This window comes from Amycolatopsis vancoresmycina, from assembly GCF_000716785.1.
GTDB classification, from domain to species: Bacteria; Actinomycetota; Actinomycetes; order Mycobacteriales; family Pseudonocardiaceae; genus Amycolatopsis; species Amycolatopsis vancoresmycina.
Window position 1 is genome coordinate 1,019,506 of the sequence record NZ_JNYY01000001.1, and the last position, 18,202, is coordinate 1,037,707.

15 protein-coding genes are annotated in these 18,202 nt (G+C 71.9%); 3 read left to right on the top strand and 12 right to left on the bottom strand.

From position 1 onward, the window contains the following. Positions 1-5: 5 nt before the first annotated feature. The 8 genes from yjfF to OO60_RS04345 all read right to left on the bottom strand — a co-directional run bounded on the left by yjfF (position 6) and on the right by OO60_RS04345 (position 8,382). On the bottom strand, positions 6-989 hold the full coding sequence (gene yjfF, locus OO60_RS04310; RefSeq protein ID WP_003057175.1) for a galactofuranose ABC transporter, permease protein YjfF: 984 nt from the start codon (positions 987-989) through the stop codon (positions 6-8). After that, a complete protein-coding gene (locus OO60_RS04315) occupies positions 986-2,038 on the bottom strand; it encodes an ABC transporter permease (RefSeq protein WP_420835527.1) in 1,053 nt (350 codons plus the stop codon). The genes yjfF and OO60_RS04315 overlap by 4 nt, the downstream gene beginning before the upstream one ends. Continuing rightward, positions 2,035-3,537, bottom strand: a complete 1,503-nt coding sequence (locus tag OO60_RS04320) for a sugar ABC transporter ATP-binding protein (RefSeq protein ID WP_003057171.1) — start codon at positions 3,535-3,537, stop codon at positions 2,035-2,037. The genes OO60_RS04315 and OO60_RS04320 overlap by 4 nt, the downstream gene beginning before the upstream one ends. Before the next feature lie 103 nt (positions 3,538-3,640). Next, positions 3,641-4,621 (bottom strand): ABC transporter substrate-binding protein, encoded by a 981-nt coding sequence (locus OO60_RS04325; RefSeq protein WP_033260799.1) that lies wholly within the window; start codon positions 4,619-4,621, stop codon positions 3,641-3,643. A 109-nt stretch (positions 4,622-4,730) separates the two neighbouring features. Then, positions 4,731-5,774 carry a LacI family DNA-binding transcriptional regulator gene (locus OO60_RS04330; protein ID WP_003057168.1) on the bottom strand — a complete coding sequence of 348 codons (1,044 nt, stop codon included), beginning with the start codon at positions 5,772-5,774 and terminating at the stop codon, positions 4,731-4,733. A gap of 336 nt (positions 5,775-6,110) precedes the next feature. Beyond that, positions 6,111-7,055, bottom strand: a complete 945-nt coding sequence (locus tag OO60_RS04335) for an endonuclease/exonuclease/phosphatase family protein (protein WP_063749382.1) — start codon at positions 7,053-7,055, stop codon at positions 6,111-6,113. 20 nt (positions 7,056-7,075) lie between these two features. Continuing rightward, positions 7,076-7,999 carry a D-alanyl-D-alanine carboxypeptidase family protein gene (locus OO60_RS04340; RefSeq protein ID WP_003057162.1) on the bottom strand — a complete coding sequence of 308 codons (924 nt, stop codon included), beginning with the start codon at positions 7,997-7,999 and terminating at the stop codon, positions 7,076-7,078. A 131-nt stretch (positions 8,000-8,130) separates the two neighbouring features. Further along, entirely contained in the window at positions 8,131-8,382 is a 252-nt protein-coding gene (locus OO60_RS04345) for a hypothetical protein (protein WP_003057159.1), read from the bottom strand. A gap of 235 nt (positions 8,383-8,617) precedes the next feature. Here OO60_RS04345 and OO60_RS04350 point away from each other — a divergent pair, with 235 nt between their 5' ends. Then, complete coding sequence (locus OO60_RS04350) at positions 8,618-10,051, top strand: cellulose binding domain-containing protein (RefSeq protein WP_420835529.1); 1,434 nt, start codon at positions 8,618-8,620, stop codon at positions 10,049-10,051. Between the two features lie 4 nt (positions 10,052-10,055). Here OO60_RS04350 and OO60_RS04355 read toward each other — a convergent pair whose 3' ends face one another. After that, positions 10,056-10,850, bottom strand: coding sequence for an SDR family NAD(P)-dependent oxidoreductase (locus OO60_RS04355; protein WP_003057155.1), 795 nt, complete (start codon positions 10,848-10,850; stop codon positions 10,056-10,058). A 218-nt stretch (positions 10,851-11,068) separates the two neighbouring features. Here OO60_RS04355 and OO60_RS04360 point away from each other — a divergent pair, with 218 nt between their 5' ends. Then, positions 11,069-11,686: a LysE family transporter gene (locus OO60_RS04360; RefSeq protein WP_205624250.1), complete on the top strand. Its 618-nt coding sequence runs from the start codon at positions 11,069-11,071 to the stop codon at positions 11,684-11,686. Between the two features lie 112 nt (positions 11,687-11,798). Continuing rightward, positions 11,799-12,503, top strand: a complete 705-nt coding sequence (locus OO60_RS04365; protein WP_240490830.1) for a DUF6008 family protein — start codon at positions 11,799-11,801, stop codon at positions 12,501-12,503. On the opposite strand, the gene OO60_RS04370 is transcribed toward OO60_RS04365, so the two are convergent. The 3 genes from OO60_RS04370 to OO60_RS04380 all read right to left on the bottom strand — a co-directional run bounded on the left by OO60_RS04370 (position 12,484) and on the right by OO60_RS04380 (position 18,111). Then, positions 12,484-16,602, bottom strand: coding sequence for a beta-galactosidase (locus OO60_RS04370; protein WP_033260804.1), 4,119 nt, complete (start codon positions 16,600-16,602; stop codon positions 12,484-12,486). The two genes, OO60_RS04365 and OO60_RS04370, sit on opposite strands and share 20 nt — an antisense overlap. 154 nt (positions 16,603-16,756) lie before the next feature. Next, the gene (locus tag OO60_RS04375; RefSeq protein WP_051767627.1) at positions 16,757-17,800 is read right to left on the bottom strand and encodes a LacI family DNA-binding transcriptional regulator; all 1,044 of its coding nucleotides are present in this window, start codon (positions 17,798-17,800) and stop codon (positions 16,757-16,759) included. Positions 17,801-17,826: 26 nt separating this feature from the next. Then, the gene (locus OO60_RS04380; protein WP_156081294.1) at positions 17,827-18,111 is read right to left on the bottom strand and encodes a hypothetical protein; all 285 of its coding nucleotides are present in this window, start codon (positions 18,109-18,111) and stop codon (positions 17,827-17,829) included. Positions 18,112-18,202 lie beyond the last annotated feature (91 nt).

Genomic DNA, 18,202 nt, shown 5'->3' on the forward strand with positions numbered 1-18,202 from the left:
CACACTCAGCGGGTGCGTCGGGTGACGAGGCGTTGCAGGACGATGAAGACGAACAGGAGCGCCCCGGTGATGATCGAGGTCCACCAGGAGTTGAGGGTGCCGTCGAAGGTGATCAGGGTCTGGATGATGCCCAGCACCATGATCCCGAGGACGGTCCCGAGCACGTAGCCGGAGCCGCCGGTGAGGATGGTGCCGCCGATGACGACCGCGGCGATCGCGGTCAGCTCCAGGCCGACGCCGTTGAGCGGGTCGCCCGAGGACTTGTAGAGCACCAGCAGCAGCCCGCCGAGGGCCGAGCAGACGCCGCTGATCGTGTACACCGCGATCTTGGTGCGGCCGGTCTTGAGGCCCATTAGCATCGCCGACTGCGCGTTGCCGCCGATCGAGTAGACCGTGCGCCCGAACCGGGTGAAGGCCAGGACGTAGGCCGCGGCGGCGACGACCACCAGCGCGACCACCACGCTGATCGAGATGTGCAGTTCGCCGCCGAGCGGGATCTGCGTCTGGGCCAGGGTGGCGATGGTGGCGTTGTCGATCGAGTACGCCTCGGTGGTGATCGTGTAGCAGAGGCCGCGGGCGAAGAACATGCCGATCAGCGTGGCGATGAACGGCTGGATCTCGAAGAAGTGGATCAGCGCGCCCATCCCGGCGCCGAGCAGGGCCCCGATCACCAGCACCACCGCGATCGCGGCGTACGCCGGCCAGCCGTGCTTCTGCAGCAGGTCGCCGGAGACCACTGTGGACAGTGCGACGACCGAGCCGACGGACAGGTCGATGCCGCCGGTGAGGATCACGAACGTCATGCCGACGGCGACCACGAGCAGGAAGGCATTGTTGATGAACAGGTCGAGGACGACCTGCCCGGAGCCGAACGCCTCGTACTGGACCGCGCCGAACACGTACGCGGCGATCAGCAGCGCCAGCGTCGCCAGGATCGGCACGTGCCGCTGCTGCGGCCGGTAGCCCTTGACACGGGCGAGGGTGGTCATGCGGTGACCTCCACCTTCTCCGGAGCGGGTGTGGGCGCCGGGGCGACCGGGCGAGCTCCCCGCCGGCGGAACCTGCGGCGGAACGCGGGCGACTGCAGGAGGCACACCACCAGCACGACGATGGCCTTGAACAGCATGATCGACTCCGGCGGGATGCCCAGGGCGTAGACGGTGGTGGTGAGCGTCTGGATGAGCAGCGCGCCGATCACCGCACCGCCGAGGGAGAACCGGCCGCCGGTCAGCTGGGTGCCGCCGACGACGACGGCGAGGATCGCGTCGAGCTCGATGAACAGCCCCGCGTGGTTGGCGTCGGCGCTGTGCACGTTCGCGCTGATCATCAGCCCGGCGATGCCCGCGCACAGCGCGCAGAAGACGTAGACGAGCCAGGTCAGCCGCGCCGAGCGCAGGCCGGCCAGCCGGCTGGCTTCGGGGTTGCCGCCGACGGCCTCGACGAGCAGGCCGAGCGCGGAGCGGCGGACGAGCACCGACGCCAGCACGAACACGGCGAGCGCGACGAGGATGGCGCTGGGCAGGGTGAACAGGAACCCGCTGCCGATCCACTCGAACGAGTGGGAGTTGACGGTGATGATCTGCCCGCCGCTGATCAGCTGGGCGATGCCCCGGCCGGCGACCATGAGGATCAGGGTGGCGATGATCGGCTGGATCCCCAGCGCCGCGACGAGCCAGCCGTTCCACACCCCGAGCACCAGCGAGAGGCCGAGCGCCAGGCCGAACGCGACCAGCGTCGTGCCCACGCCGTCCGGGTTGTCGCTGATCCACAGGCAGGCGAGCGAGCCGCTGATCGCCACCACCGCGCCGACCGAGAGGTCGATGCCGCGGGTGGCGATGACCAGCGTCATGCCGATCGCGATGAGGATCAGCGGGGCGCCGTTCTTGAGGATGTCGACGAGGTTCCCGTAGAGGTGCCCGTCGCGCAGCTCGATCTTGAAGAACGACGGGCTGGCGATCAAGTCGCCCAGCAGCAGCACCAGCAGCGCCACCACGGGCCAGAAGAGCCGCTGTTTCGTCAAGCCTTTCAAGGCAGTCACGCCTGCACCCCCTCGGCCATCGTGGCCATGACGTCGTCCGCGGTGAGCGCCTGGTTTTCCCGCTCCGCCACGACCTTGCGGTCCCGCAGCACCACGACCCGGTGGCTCAGCCGCAGGACCTCTTCGAGTTCGGCGGAGATGTAGACGACGGCCATGCCGTCGCCCGAGAGCTGGGTGACCAGCCGCTGGATCTCCGTCTTGGCGCCGATGTCGATGCCGCGCGTGGGCTCGTCGAGGATCAGCAGCCGCGGTTCGGTGATGAGCCAGCGGGCCAGCAGGACCTTCTGCTGGTTGCCGCCGGAAAGGTTGCCCACCAGCGCTTCGGGGTTGGCGGGCCGGATGTCGAGCGCCTTGACGTACTTCTCGGCGATTTCGTCCTGGCGGCGGCGCGACAGCGGCCGCGCCCAGCCGCGGGAGGCCTGCAGCGCCAGCACGATGTTCTCGCGGACCGTCAGTTCCTCCACCAGGCCCTCGGCCTTGCGGTTCTCGGAGAGGAACGCGATCTTGTGGTCGAGCCCGGCGCGCGGGGTGCGCAGCGCGGTGGGTTCGCCGTCGACCCGCACGGTGCCGCTGTCGGCGTGGTCGGCGCCGAAGAGCAGCCGGGCCAGCTCGGTGCGGCCGGAGCCGAGCAGGCCGGCCAGCCCGACGACCTCGCCGGCGTGGATGGTGAGGTCGAAGGGGGCGACGCCGCCCTTGCGGCCGAGGCCCTCGGCGGCCAGCAGCACCGGCGCGCCGGCGACCTCGGCGCGGCTGGGGCCGGAGTCCTCCAGGTCCTCGAGGACCTGGAGTTCCTTGCCGATCATCCGGGTGACCAGCTCGACCGGCGTGATGTCCGCGGTCTTGTACTCGCCGATGAGTTTTCCGTTGCGCAGCACGGTCATCCGGTCGGCGATGGCGAAGACCTGGTCGATGAAGTGGGACACGAACAGGATCGCCAGTCCCTGCTCGCGCAGGGACCGGACGACCTTCAGCAGCTGGTCGACCTCGCCGGCGTCCAAACTGGACGTCGGCTCGTCGAGGACGAGCACCCGCGCGTCGACGTCGAGCGCGCGGGCGATCGCCACGAGCTGCTGCACCGCGATGGAGCAGGTGGAGAGCTCGGCCGAGACGTCGACGTGGACGTCCAGCCGGGCCAGGAGTTCCTCGGCCCGCCGCCGCATCGCGCCCCACTGGATGCGGCCGAAGCGGCGGGGTTCCCGGCCGAGGCAGACGTTTTCCGCCACCGACAGGTTCGGGCAGAGGTTGACCTCCTGGTAGACCGTGCTGATGCCGGCCTGCTGGGCCTCGCCGGGCCCGCTGAAGGCGACTTCGCCGCCGTTCAGCTCGATCGTGCCCGCGTCCACCCCGTACACCCCGGTCAGCACCTTGATGAGGGTGGACTTGCCGGCGCCGTTCTCGCCCATCAGGGCGTGGACTTCGCCGGGGTACATCCGGAAGGCGACCCCGTCCAGGGCGAGGACGCCGGGGAACTCCTTGCGGATACCGCTCATCCGCACCATGGGCTGCGGTTCAGGCATTGGTGTGCTCCGGGGAGGAGGCGGGGGTCGTGAGTGGTAAGGAGGGTTCTAACCCGCCTTACCACTCACGACCGGCGGGCGAGTGTCAGTACTGGCGCTGCGGGAGGGCGGCCTTGGCGGCGGCCGAGTCGAACTCGGTCTCCTGGGTCTCGATGCGGGCGGGCACCTGCTCGCCGGCGGCGACCTTCTTGACCAGGTCCATCAGCTGCGGGCCGAGCAGCGGGTTGCACTCGACGATGTGGTTGATCTTGCCGTCGGCCAGCGCCTGCATGCCGTCCTTGACCGCGTCCACCGAGACGATCTTGATGTCCTTGCCCGGGACCTTGCCCGCGGCTTCGATGGCCTCGATGGCGCCGAGGGCCATGTCGTCGTTGTGGGCGTAGAGGACGTCGATCTTGGGCTGGGACTTCAGGAAGGCCTCCATGACCTCCTTGCCCTTGGCGCGGGTGAACTCACCGGTCTGCGAGGCGACGATCTTGTACTTCGGGTCCGCCGCGATGACGTCGCCGAAGCCCTTCTTGCGGTCGTTCGCCGGGGCCGAGCCGGTGGTGCCCTGCAGCTCGACGATGTTCACCTGGCCGGTGGCGCTGCCGAACTCCTTGGTCAGCCACTCCCCCGCCTTCTTGCCCTCGGCGACGAAGTCCGAGCCCAGGAAGGTCTTGTAGAGCGACTTGTCCGGCGAGTCGATCGCGCGGTCGGTCAGGATGACCGGGATGTTGGCGTTCTTCGCCTCCTTGAGCACGGTGTCCCAGCCGGACTCGACGACCGGCGAGAAGGCGATGACCTTGACCTTCTGCTGGATGTACGAGCGGATCGCGGAGATCTGGTTCTCCTGCTTCTGCTGCGCGTCGGAGAACTTCAGCTCGATCCCGGCGGTCTTGGCCGACTCCTGGATCGACTTCGTGTTCGCCGTCCGCCAGCCGCTCTCGGCGCCCACCTGGGCGAAGCCGAGCGTGACGGCCCCGCCCGAACCACCGGACGAACCGCCACTCCCGCAGGCGGTGAGCAGCACGAGTCCGGCCGCCGCGGCCGCCGCGGCGGCCCATCGCTTCTTCAGCACGTTCACTCCTCGATCGACGATGATCAGTGGGGAAAACCTGGGTGGAACTCTGTGGCACACTTGCGTGTTAGCGCTAACAATCCCTGCGGAACCACCGGTCCGCCCGGCCGCCGCGCTACCGCGGTCCGGTGCTCTCGCGCACGATCAGCTCGGGGACGACCAGGGCGCGCGCGTGCCGGTCGCCTCCGTCCATCCGCCCGGCCAGCAGGCCGAACGTACGCCGTCCGACTTCGATGAAGTCCTGGCGCACCGTCGTCAGCGGCGGCGTGAAGTACGCCGCCTCGGGGACGTCGTCGAAGCCCGCCACGCGCACGTCCCGCGGCACCGAGATGCCCGCTTCGGCGAACGCGCGCAGCAGACCGAGTGCCATCTGGTCGTTGCCGGCGAAGACGGCGTCCAGATCCTTTTCCCCGGCGAGGGATCGCCCCGCCTCGTACCCCGACCGCGAGCTCCAGTCGCCGCGGATCACCCGTGGCACGCCGACCCCGTGGCGTTCCAGGGTTTCCCGCCAGCCGAGTTCGCGGTCGCGGGCCTCCAGCCAGTCCTCCGGACCGGCGATGTGCCACACGGTCCGGTGACCCAGCGCCAGGAGGTGTTCGGTGGCCCGGCGGGCGCCGTCGCGCTGGTCGACCGAGATGACCGGCACCGGTGCCGCCTCCCCGCCGCCGACCGCGACGACCGGGAAGTCCGCGGGCGCGGCCTCCAGGGCCCGGCCCGCGGTGACGTGCGGGGCGATCACGATGATGCCCTCGACCGCCTGGCGGCGGAGGTTTTCCACCGCGTCGGCGATCGACGACCGCCCCGGCCGGCTGACACTCGAGATCGTGATCGCGTACCCGGCTTCCCGGGCGGCGTTCTCGATGCCGTACAGCGTGCTGGCCGGACCGTACAGATTGGACTCGAGCGCGACGACACCGAGCGTGCCGGTCCGCCCGGTGACCAGCGCGCGAGCCGCGGAATTGGGCCGGTAGCCCAGTTCTTCGATGGCTGCGAGCACCCGGGCCCGGGTCTCGGGGCGCACCGGGCCGGTCCCGTTGATCACCCGGGACACGGTCATGTGGGACACGCCCGCGACCCCCGCGACGTCGGTCAGGCTCGGCTGCCGCGTCCCGGCCGCGGTCGCCTTCAGGGGACCGCCGGAGCGGGGTCGTTCGGCCACCGGCGTCCCCTTCCTGTCCGCTCCGACATGGTCTGCGTCACCTGTTCCGGTGACGACGAGGAGTTAGTGTTAGCGATAACACCCACGCGGTCAAGACCGGGTCGCGTAACGGTCTAGTCACGTGGCCTTCACACGCCCCTGACCCGGCGTTCGACGGCCCGACCTGCGCGGAGCGTCGTTTGAAATTCACCGCCCGTCAGCACGGCCCGGTGTTCAAGCGCATGTTCGCCCCTACCACAACGGACGACTCGCGCACCCGGAGGGACGACACAACGCCCCGCCGTGTCGTCCGTCCAGGTACGCGAGTCGTCCCTCCAGGTACGCGAGGCCGCTGGGTCAGAACGCCAGGGTGGCGGCGACGGGCCGGTGGTCGCTGGCGGTCGCGGGCAGCGTCCAGGCCGCGACCGGCCGCACCCCGGCGACGAAGATCTGGTCGATCCGGGCCAGCGGCAGCGCGGCGGGCCAGGTGAAGCCGAAGCCGTCGCCCGCCTCGTCCTGCGCGGCCCGCATCCGGCGGGTGATCGGCGCGAGCGCGCGGTCGTCGGCCGTGCCGTTGAAGTCGCCGACGAGCACGGTCCGGGCCGCGGATTCCTGGGCGATCGCGTCGGCCAGCAGGCCCATCGCGGCGTCCCGGCCGCCCGCGGTGAAGCCCGCTTCGAGGCGCACCCGCACCGACGGCAGGTGCGCCACGAACACCGCGACCGGTCCCTTCGGAGTGTCCACTGTGGTCCGCAGCGCGCGGGTCCACGGCATGATCGCCACCGGCTGCGTGTCGCGCAGCGGGAAAGTGCTCCAGACCCCGACGGTGCCCTGGACGGAGTGGTACGGGTATGCCGCGGCCAAGGCGTCTTCGTACTTCGGGACCTCGGACTTCTTCAGCTCCTCGAGCGCGATGACCCGGGCGCCGGTGGCGGCCAGGGCCCGCGCGGTGCCCGCCGGGTCCGGGTTCTCGTCGTTGACGTTGTGCGACACGATCGTGAAGTCGCCGCCGGGCTCCCGCTTGTCCGTCAGCCGGCCGCCGAAGCAGCCACCCCAGGCCAGCGCCGGAAGCAGGAGGGCCACGAGCGCGAGCGCCGAGCGGCGGACCAGCGCCGCGACGAGCAACGGCACGACGAGCAGGCCGGTCCACGGCAGGAACGTCTCCAGCAGGCTGCCGGCGTTGCCCACCGCGTTGGGCACCAGCGGGTGCGCGAGCAGCAGCACCGCGGTCAGGACGGCGAAGGCGGCGATGACGCGGCCCCGGCGCCACGTCCACCGCTTGCGGCGCACCGGAGGGGCCACCGGTAGTCCGGCGGTGGCGGTCACCGGGTGGCCGCCGGCAGTTCCCGCTGGATCGCGGCGATGAGCTTGCCGCTGTTGTCCAGCGCGGCCCGCAGCCCGGCCGCCGGGGTCCCGCCCGGGTTCTGGTGCAGGACCACGCCGAGGATCAACGCGCCGTCGCGCGCCCGCGCCGCCCACATCAGGGCGCCGCCGGCGGCGGTCGACGAGCCGGTCTTCAGCCCGATCACGCCGTCGCGACCGAGCAGGGTGTTCGTGTTGGCGATCGGCCCCGGCACGCCGTCGACCCGCAGGTCCGCGGTCGCGACGATCTCCCGGATCACCGGGTTCCGCATCACCTCGCGCGCCAGCCGCAGCTGGTCGGTGGCGGTGCTCGTGGTCGAGTCCTCGACACCGCTCGCGCCGGTGTAGGTGGTGCTGGTCATGCCGAGCACCGCGGCCTCGCGGTTCATCTTCGCGACGAACGCCTCCTGGCTGCCCGCGTCCCAGCGGGCCAGCAGGCGGGCGACGTTGTTGCCGGACGGGACGAGCATCAGGGCGAGCAGGTCCCGCTCGCCGATCCCACGGCCGGCCCGGACCGGCGCGCTCGACTCCTCGGCCGAGTTCGCCTCGGCCGCGGCCTGCTCGTCCACGGTGATCTGCGGGCCGGCTTCGCCCGGGCGGAGCGGGTGGTCCTTCAGCACGACGTGCGCGGTCATCACCTTCGTGACGCTGGCGATCGGCACCGGCCCCTGCTCACCACGGCTGCCGAGCGAACCCAGGTTCTGCACCTCGGCGCTCGCCTGGCCCTCCGCGGGCCACGGCAGCGGCAGGTCGACGGCCGGGCGGGCGGCGATCGCGTGGCCCGCGGTTTCGGGCGGGAACACGACCCAGCAGGCGGCGGCGAGCACCACGGCCACGGCGGCGGCGAGGCCGCCGGCGACGGGTGGGATGCGGGTTCGGGCCATCGGTCTCCTCCGGGTGCCGGGTGCGCTCGGGGAAGCGCACACCGGTCACTGTGTCCGGAGAAGATCGCCGGCCCGTCGGGGTTGTTCGACAGGTCTGGTTCAGAAATGTCCCGGTTGTGTCCCGGAACCGGTCACGTCGACCGCTGGACGCAGGCCAGGCCCACGCCCAGCGAGGTGACGACGTACTGGCAGACGTGCGACGAATGCGCCAGGTCGGTCTGCGTGCAGGCGACCGGCACGCCGAGGATGTCGACCGAGCAGTAGGCGTAGAACTGCGTCGTGCTGCCCGGGACCATGTCCGCCGACGCCGGCGCCGCCGTGACGGCCACCGCGGAAACCGTGAGCGCCGCGGCCGCCGCCAAGGAAGCGATTCGGGTCTTCATCGTGCTCTCCTTCCGCAAGCTTTCCCCTGCTGTCAAGGGGTTCACCGGGAAGAATTCCCCGTCCGGCCGGCGCCCAGCGCGGGGTCACCGTAAAGTGTCACGGTCGCTCACTGTTCACGTACGTGATCGACGTTCATCCTGTTGACGGTTTCGGGGGTGGTCACCTATAAAGGAAAACGTCCGGGTGTCCGCCGCGCACCTCCGCAGTTCCCGTTCCCGGAGGCCGTCGGTGTCCCTGCGAAAATCCGCTTTCCTCGGTGTCACAACCATTTCCGCCGTTGCTGCCGTCCTCGCCCTGGGCGGACCCGGCACCGCGCGGGCCGCCGCGGCGGACCTCTCCGCCGCGTTCGCCCGCTCGTCGGTCTGGACCGGTGGCTACGGCGGCGGCTACACGATCACCAACCGCGGCGACGCGGCCGCGACCGGCTGGGCCGTCGAGTTCGACCTGCCCGCCGGCTCGGCGGTGAGCAGCTCGTGGAGCTCGGTGCGGACGCAGGCCGGGCAGCACTACCGGTTCACCGGCGCGGGCTTCAACAGCACGATCGCCCCCGGCGGCACCGCGACCTTCGGCTTCAACGTTTCCGGCACCAGCCTGCCGGCCGTGTGCACGGTCAACGGCGTCCCGTGTGACGGCAGCGGCCAGGTGACGACGACACCGGCGCCCCCGACGACCACCTCCACACCCCCGCCCGCCGGTGACGTCGTCGACGTCTCGACGGCGGCCCAGCTGCAGGCCGCGCTGGCGAACGCGGCACCGGGGCAGGCGATCCGGCTGGCGGCCGGCACCTACCGCGGCTCGTTCGTCACGACGAAGGCCGGCACGGCGGCCCGGCCGATCCGCCTGTCCGGCCCGGCGAACGCCGTGCTGATCAACGACGGCCCGGCCGGCGACGCCCCGGACTGCCCGGTGCCGACGGCCGGCTGGGACTCCGGCTACGGCCTGTGGCTCTTCGGCGCGCCCTACTGGACGCTGAGCGGGTTCACCGTGCAGGAGTCCAAAAAGGGCATCGTCGCGGACAATTCACCGCACACCACGATCGACGGCGTCACGGTCCACCACATCGACGAGGAGGCGGTGCACTTCCGCCGCTCGTCGGCCGACAGCGTGCTGAAGAATTCCACGATCACCTACACGGGCCTGGTGCAGCCGGGCTACGGCGAAGGCGTCTACCTCGGCTCGGCCAACTCGAACTGGGCCTGCCACGGCAATTCCGGCGGCGTCGACCGCGGCGACCGGATCCAGGTGCTGGACAACCACATCGGCCCGTTCGTCGCCGCGGAACCGATCGACGTCAAGGAGGGCACGTTCGACGGCGTGATCCGCGGCAACACGTTCGACGGCCGCGGGATCACCGGCGAGAACTCGGCGGACTCCTGGATCGACGTCAAGGGCATCGGCTACACGATCGAGGGCAACACGGGCACGTTCGCCCCGCCCGGGGTGTTCGCCAACGGCTACGAGAACCACAACCCGAGCACGAGCCCGTCGTTCGACAACGGGTGCGGGAACGTGTGGCGCGGCAACAAGTCCGACCTCGGCGGCGTGGGCGCCTACGCGATCAAGATCAGCTCGGTGTCGAAGTGCGCGGCGCGGCCGAACGTGGTGTACGCGTCGAACACGGTGACCAACGCCCGGTCGGGGCTGACCAACATCCCGGTCACGCCCTGAGCGGTCACGGCACGATCGAGTCGACGTACCCGCCGTCCACCCGGACCGCCGCGCCGGTGGTCGCCGAGGCGAACGGGGAACTCAGGTACACCACCAGGTGCGCGATCTCCGCCGGCTCGATCAGGCGCTGCAGCAACGACTGCGGGCGGTGCCGCTTCATGAACTCGCGCTGGGCCTCGTCCCAGGGCAGGTCCTTGTCCACCAGTTCGTAGACGAAGTCCTCGACACCGCCGGTGTGGGTCGGGCCGGCGATCACCGCGTTGACGGTGACGCCGGTTCCGGCCGCGTGCTTGGCGAACCCTCGTGACACGCCCAGCAGCGCCGTCTTCGACACTCCATAGTGGATCATCTCGGCCGGGATGACGATCGCCGAATCGCTGGCGATGTACTGGATCCGGCCCCAGCCGCGCTCGGTCATGCCCGGCAGGTACGCGCGGGTGAGGCGGACCGCCGCCAGGACGTTGACCTCGAAGTAGTGCCGCCATTCGGCGTCGGTGATGTCCAGGGGTTCCTGGGCGCCGAAGATGCCGAGGTTGTTGACCAGGATGTCGGCGTCCGGCACCTCCTCGACCACCTGGGCGGCGCCGGCCTCCTCGGAGACGTCACCCGGGGCGGGCAGGAACTCCGCGTCCGGGACGTCCTCGCGCAGCCGGGCGATGGCCTTGTGGACGCCGGTCTCGCTCCGGCCGTTGATCGCGACCCGCGCGCCCGCCGCCGCCAGGCCCGCCGCGATCGCCGCGCCGATGCCCTGGGTGGACCCGGTGACCAGCGCCGTCTTCCCGCTCAGGTCGACCCGCATCGTGAAAGCCCTTCCTCGCCGCCGTGGCTCCCCCGGCCGATTCAAGCACAGCCCGGCGGACCCCACCGGCTGGAAATCCGGTTGCCCGGCCCCGGCCGCCGCCGTCACGATCGGCCCATGACGACGCACCGCACCCCGCTCCTGCCGACCGCCGCCGCGACCACCGCGCCGGTCCGGCAGCAGCCGTGCCGTCCGCGGAGGCCGAGCGCACCGCGGCCGTGAGCGCCGCGCTGCTCGCCGGCCTGGTCGCCGGCTACGGCATCGCCATCCCGGTCGGCGCCGTCGGGACCTACCTGGTCGCGCTCACCGCCCGCACGTCGCTGCGGACCGGCCTCGCCGCGGCGCTCGGCGTCGCCACCGCCGACGGGGTGTACGCGCTGGTCGCGGTCCTCGGCGGGGCCGCGATCGCCGGTGTCGTCGCCCCGGTCGCCGGGCCGCTGCGGCTGGTTTCGGCGGCGATCCTGATCGCGCTGGCGGCGCTCGGCGCGTACCGCGCGATCCGGTCCCACCGCGAACCCACCACCCGGGCCGTGACACCGCTCGGCCCCGGCCGCGCCTACGTCAGCCTGCTGGGCATCACGCTCGTCAACCCGGCCACGGTCGTGTACTTCACGGCGCTGGTCGTCGGCGGCCGCGCCGGCACCGCCGTCCCGGTGCTCGACCTGGGCGTGTTCGTGCTCGCCGCGTTCGCCGCGTCGGCGAGCTGGCAAGCCGCCCTGGCCGGCGGCGGGGCGCTGCTCGGGCGGGTCCTCACCGGGCCGCGGGGCCGGCTGGCGACGGCGCTCGCGTCGAGTGCGGTGATCACCGCCCTGGCCGTCCGGCTTGTCCTCTCCTGAACCGGAAACCGTTGTCCTGTAACGGTTTGTCCGGTTGCCGGGCGCACTGCAAGAGACGTTTGGCGGGGCCCGCCCCGGTTAGCGTCGGGGAAAGCGACCTCGGGAGGCGGCCATGACAATGCCGATGCCCGCTTCGGGCTGGGACACCGCGGGCGCGGTGCTGCTGGTGCTCTGGGCGGTGGCCATGTGGACGGCGGTGGGCGTGCTCGCCCTCGCCAACCGCCGCCCGGTGCGGCGATGGGTGTACCGCGGCTCGGTCGCGGTGATCGGCCTCGGCGTCCTCGGGCAGCTCGGGCACGTCCAAGAGCACGTCGCCCAGGCCGGGTACTGGCTCGGCCACCCGAACTCCCCGGCCTGGATGACGCCGTGGGGAGCCGGGCTGGCGGCCGGGCTGCAGCAGGTCCTCCCGGGCCGTCCGACGTTCGGGATGGAGCTGCTGCACCTCACCGGCAACTTCCTGTTCCTGGCCGGGCTGGCGGGTGTCATGGTGATCACCCGCCACGCGGCCCGCACCCGCACCCGCCGCTGGGCGAAGATGGGTGTCTGGATGCAGGGCCTGCACGGGCTGGAGCACCTGGTCCTGACGCTGTCGATCGGGTTCGGCGCGCCCCGGGCGATCGGGCTGTCCACGTTCTTCGGGCTCGTGGACCCCGGCCCGGGGCTGACCACCTACCGCGTCTGGTGGCACTTCGTCGCGAACGTCGTCGGCTCGATCATCTTCGGGCTGGCGCTGTACCACCTGTGGCGCGAACGGCGGGAGGTCCGCGCCACCTTCGTGCTCCGGCCGCTGCCGGCGGTCACCGGGCGGGCGGCGTGACGCAGGTCAGCGTCGGCACCGCCCAGTCCGCGTGGTCGTTGCCGTTCCCGTCGCCGCCGTCGCCCACCACCAGGTCGAGCACCTGGGCGCCGGTGACGTCGACGTCGATCGGCACCGCCGCCTGGCCGCCGCGGACCACCGGCGTCGTCACCTTGGTGGTGCCGTCGGCCGCCACGCTGAAGCTCACGCTGCCGCCGGTGCCGGTTTCGCCGTCGACGCCCACCGAAGCGGTCAGCCGGGTGCAGGCGCCGGCCAGGTAGAGCTGGACGTCGCTCGCCGCGTGGACGCCGAGCCCCTTGGCGTAGGCCACGCCGCCGATGGTCATCGGCTTGCCGTCGCCCGCGGCCGCCTCGCCGTTGCTCGTGTCGCGCTCGACCGGGCCCCAGCCGTTCGTGGCGGTGAGGAACGGCAGGGAACCGACCGCGACCTGGCCCGCGGGCGGCGCCGGGGGCACCGCACCCACGATCCGCTCGCCGGTGACCGAACCCGCGCGGCCCGCCTGCCGGTAGGCCACCGCGACCTTCAGCGCCGCGGTGTCCACAGTGGACGGCGGCGTCACGGTCCAGGTGAAGGTCGCCGACTTCCCGCCGTCGATCCGCGCGACCGACGGCGGCGAGGCGGCCCCGGCCGTCCACCCGGCCGGGGCGGTGAGCGCCGGCTTGACGTCGAACGCGGCCGGCGCGCCCGCCGGCACCCGCACGGTTGCCGACGCGGTGAACGGCTGCCCGCCCGAGGCCGTGTCCGGCGCGGTGAGCGACACCCCGGCCATGGGCGCCGGCGGCATCGCGTACCGCGCGGGGTCGTAGCCGGGCGAGGCGTTCGGCCGGAAGGTCAGCGGCGAGCGGTAGCTGCCGTAGTTCGTCCACTCGATCTTGCCGAGGCCACCGGTGCTGCCGTCGAGGTTCCACACCGCGACGGCGATCGTGTTGTGCCCGTTCGGGTTCAGCACGCCGTCCGGGATCGGGAAGCTGTGCTGCGGGCCGAGGTAGTTCACGTACTGGCCGAGCTGCCAGCCGTTGACGAAGATCAGCGCGCGGTACTGCCGCGCCGGGTCGTCGGTGATGGTCAGGCCGAGCGAGGTGTCCTGGCCGCGCGGCAGGTCGAGGTCCGCCGTCGTCCGGTACCACGAGACGCCGGGGGTGGTGTCCTTCGCCGGGAGCGACGCCGGTGCCCAGCCGCGGTCCGGGAAGCCGGGCAGCGACCAGCCCGCGCGCTCGCCGTACAGGCCACCGGTGTTGAGCGGCCCGCGCACCGGGTCCAGGCCGGTTTCGCCGCCGCGGACGCCCTGCAGCCGCCAGGTCACCGACGTCAGCGGGGTGCCGGTCAGCCGCGCGCTGGTGAGCCCGCGGGCGGCCTTGTTGCCGTTGCTGGCGCCGTAGTCCTCCTCGTGGCCCATGTTCACGGTCAGCACGGAGATTTCGTTGTCGCCCTGGTGCAGGGCCCCGGCCGGGAAGGAGAACGTGTGCTGCGGGCTGGTCGAGCTGCCGAGGAAGACGCCGTTGAGCCACGCCGAGAACGCGCCCGCCGGGCCGCCGCTCTGGCTCGACAGCGTGATCCCGGTCTGCTTCCCGTCGCCGGTGAAGTGCCCGCGGTACCAGGTGTTGCCGGTGTGGAAGCCGTAGTCGTCGGCGAAGAGCACCGGCTTCGTGCCGAGCGCGGTCGAGCTGTTGGTGGTGTCCTTGTCCGCCACCGGCCACGCCGAGTCGTCGAAGGCCGGCTGGCTCTCCGGGGACTCCTGCTGGTGCTTCCAGCCGGTCAGGGCGGGCAGCGGCACGGCGTTCGCGGCCGGGGCGGTGCCGGTGAGGCTGCCGCTGGACGTCGGCTGGACCGGCACCCGGGAACCGTTCCACAGCACGGCTTTCTCCGTGCCGAAGACCTCGAAGGCGCCGTCGGTGCCGGTGTCGCCGGTCAAGCTCAGCATCCCGTACTGGTCGGCCGCGGTCCGGACCAGGTGGGTGCCGCGGACCAGCACCGGGCCGGCCGCGGTGTCCTGGCGCCAGAACGTCGCCGCTGTCGCCTTGTCCGCCAGCAGTAGGAGCAGCGGCCGCGCGCCCGGCGCGGTGACCAGCACGCGGGTCAGGCCGTCGTGGGCGTAGTCGAGCCGCAGGTCGCCGCGGGCGGCGTCCCAGGTGCTCGTCGCGGTGCCGCCGAGGACCTGCACCGCGGGCTGCTTCGCGAACCGCAGGACGGTCTCGCCGGGGCCGCCCTTGTCGCCGTAGAGCACCGCGACGTCCCGGTTGCCGATGGCGGCGGTCGTCATGATTTCCGACGTCGAGTACTGCATCCGCGTGGCGCCGAGGTCGTAGCCGGCGACGAGGATCTTCGACTGCCGCCCGTTCAGCGTGATGCCGGTGCCGGGCTGCTGCGGCACGACCGGGTAGTAGTCCGCGCTGCCGGACAGCAGGTCGACGGCGTCCACGACGACGAAGTTCCCGGTGGCGGCGGCGTTCTTCTGCCCGGTGACCACGATCTTCAGCGTGTGCGCCCCGGCGGGCAGGCCGCGGACCTCGTAGCCGGTGATCTGGTTCTGCTTGCTGCCCGCGTAGAGGTCGACGGTGCTGACCTTCGCGTCGTCGAGGTAGACGTCGGCGAGGCCGTGGTTGCCGTCCTTCGAGGTCACCCAGCGGATCCCGGTGCCGCTGAAGGGAATGCTGACGCTGTCCCCGGTGACGTCCGAGAACGACTCCGTGTGCTGGTAGTCGCCGCCGGTGTAGTTCACCTCGGGGCCGACGTGGCTCCAGGTGCCGGTGTAGGCGACTTCGGCCGCGGGGTCGTCGTAGGTGTAGCCCGCGTGCGCGGCGAGGTCGAGCGCGACACTCGTGGTGTTCGTGGCGGTGGACGTCGAGTCGCTGTGGCGCAGGGTGTGGAACTGCGTGCGGGTGTCGGGGTTGATCCGGGCGGTGTCGGTCAGCGCCGGGTCGGTCAGCGGCGCCCCGGCCAGCCCGTCGGTCTTGGTCAGCGGGGCGACGGACTGGGTGAAGTACCCGATCAGCTTGTCCTCGTGGTACTTCGGGTCGAACTGGCGGCCTTCGGTGATCGCGGCGCCGTAGTCGTAGGAGGTGTAGTTCTGCGGGATCGCGCTCCAGCCCCAGGACGTGCCGCCGTGCAGCATGTAGAAGCTCTGGCCGGTCGCGCCGACGGCGATGTTCTGCTTGTAGAACACGTTCGCGAACTGGTCGTTGATGAGCTGCGCGCACTTCTCGTAGCCCGGGCCGCCCCACGGGTCGAAGGCGCCGCCCTGGAATTCGGCGGTGATCAGCGGCTTCCCGGGGACGTGGTCGTAGCTGATGTCCGGCACGCCGTTCCACCGCGTCGGGTTCGAGCAGTCGAAGCCCTGCGGGTAGGAGTCGGCGGCGTCGACGTCGAGCGCGGCGGCACCGGCGTTGAAGGTGCCGTTGTTGTTGCCGACCAGGGGAACGGTGATGCCGTCGGCGCGGGCCTTGTCCTCGAGGTGCTGCATGTAGGCGCGGCCGTCGGCGTTGCCGTTGTAGTACTCGTTTTCGACCTGGTAGGCCAGCACGCTGCCGGTCCCGTCGGTGAGCTGGTGGCGGGCGATGATCCGGTCGATCTGCGTCTGCCACTCGTCGGAGTACTTCAGGTACACCGGGTCGGCGCTGCGGGTGTGGCCGGGCGTGGTGGACAGCCAGGTCGGGAACCCGCCGCCGTCGACCTCGGCGTTGATGTACGGCCCGGGCCGCGCGATGACGTAGAGCCCGGCCTGCTGGGCCATGTCGAGGAGCTTGTCGAGGTCCCGGACGCCGGAGAAGTCGTAAACGCCTTGGCGCGGCGAGTGGTAGCCCCAGTCGAAGTACAGCGAGGTCGCGTTGAAGCCGGCCGCTTTCATCTTCTGGAAGATGTCGAGCCACAGGTCGGGGCTCGGCAGCCGGTAGGAGTGGAACTCGCCGGACCACAGGTAGGTCCGCTTCCCGTCGACCAGGAACGAGTAGCCGTCGTAGGTGACGGTGTGGCCGGCCCGCGGCGCGGGTGCAGGTGCGGGTGCGGCCACCGCGGCCTGCGGGACGGCGATCCCGGCGAAGGCGAACAGGGCGGAAAGCAAGATGGTGAACAGCGTCCGGCGACGGCGGCGGGCGGGGCGCATGCGGAGCCTCCTGAAGCGGCGGGGACCACAATCGAACACGAACCTTTGCCGATCACACAGAAGCGGTCAAGATACAACACCACAATGGATCAGTGCGGTGGTATTGTTAGCGCTAACAGTCGGCGCGCGAACCCGTCGCCCGTGACGGACCGGTTCAGCGCGGCCGGGTGCTGTCCCGGACGACGAGCTCGGCGGGCACCAGGTGGCGGGCTCCCGCGTCCCCGCCCGCCATCCGCTCTTCCAGCAGCCCGAACGTGCGGCGGCCGACCTCGATGAAGTCCTGGCGGACCGTCGTCAGCGGCGGGGTGAAGTAGGCGGCCTCCGGGACGTCGTCGAAGCCGGCGACGTGGACGTCCTCCGGGACCCGGATGCCGGCCTCGGTGAACGCCCGCAGCAGGCCGAGCGCCATCTGGTCGTTGGCGGAAAAGACCGCCTTGAGGCCGCGCTTGCCGACGAGCGCCCGGCCGGCCTCGTACCCCGAGCGCGGGCTCCAGTCGCCGCGCACGACCGCGGGAACCCGCAGGCCACGCGCTTCCAGGGTGTCGCGCCAGCCGCGTTCGCGGTCGCGGGCCTCCAGCCAGTCCTCCGGCCCGGCTAGGTGCCAGACCGTCCGGTGGCCGAGTGACAGCAGGTGCTCGGTGGCGCGGCGGGCCCCGTCGTACTGGTCGACCGAGATCACCGGCACCGGCGCGGCGTCACCGCCGCCGACCGCGACCAGCGGGATGTCCGAGGGCGCCGCGTCGAGCGCCCGGCCGGCCGTGACGTGCGGCGCGATCACCACGATCCCCTCGACGGCCTGGCGCCGCAGGCTCTCCACCGCGTCGCCGATCGAGGTCCGGCCCGGCCGCGTCACGCTGCAGATCGCGACCCCGTAGCCGGCCTCGCGGGCCGCGTTCTCGATGCCGTAGAGGGTGCTCGCCGGGCCGTACAGGTTGGACTCGAGCGCGACCACGCCGAGGGTGCCGGACCGCCCGGTGACCAGGGCCCGCGCGGCGGTGTTGGGCCGGTACCCGAGCTTCTGCACCGCGGCGAGCACCCGCTCGCGGGTTTCCGGGCGCACCGGCCCGCTTTCGTTGACCACGCGCGAGACGGTCATGTGCGAGACACCGGCCATGCCGGCGACGTCGGCCAGGCTCGGCTGGCGGGGCCCCGGCAAGGGCGCCCTCGTCTGCTCCCCCGGCTTCGCCCGGTCCACCACCCTGGCCCCCTCCACGTCGTACCGGCTCACCCCCGAGACGGTACCGCCGAACCGGCGAGTTCCGGACGTCCCGCGCCGGACCGGACCCGGGTGGCTCTCGCGGCCGGGGGAGCCGGGCGTCCCGGGCACGACACCAGGGAGCCCGGTTCCGGCGGCGCCGCGGTCGCCGTGGTCGCCACGCTCGTGATCAGCGGCGGCTCGGGCGGCGGGCCGGCCGGGTCCGGCGGGCGTACCGCCGCGGCCACCCCGAGCACCGCCACCACGGCACCGGCACACGTCCCGGCGACCAGCATCGCGGTTCCCCTGTGCATACCGGCTCTTGTCCGCAGTCCGCCACGGTGTTCGCGCGGAGCCGCCGGGTGTGGCGTGCGTCTCATCCGGGCGGGCGACCGGGGACGCGGG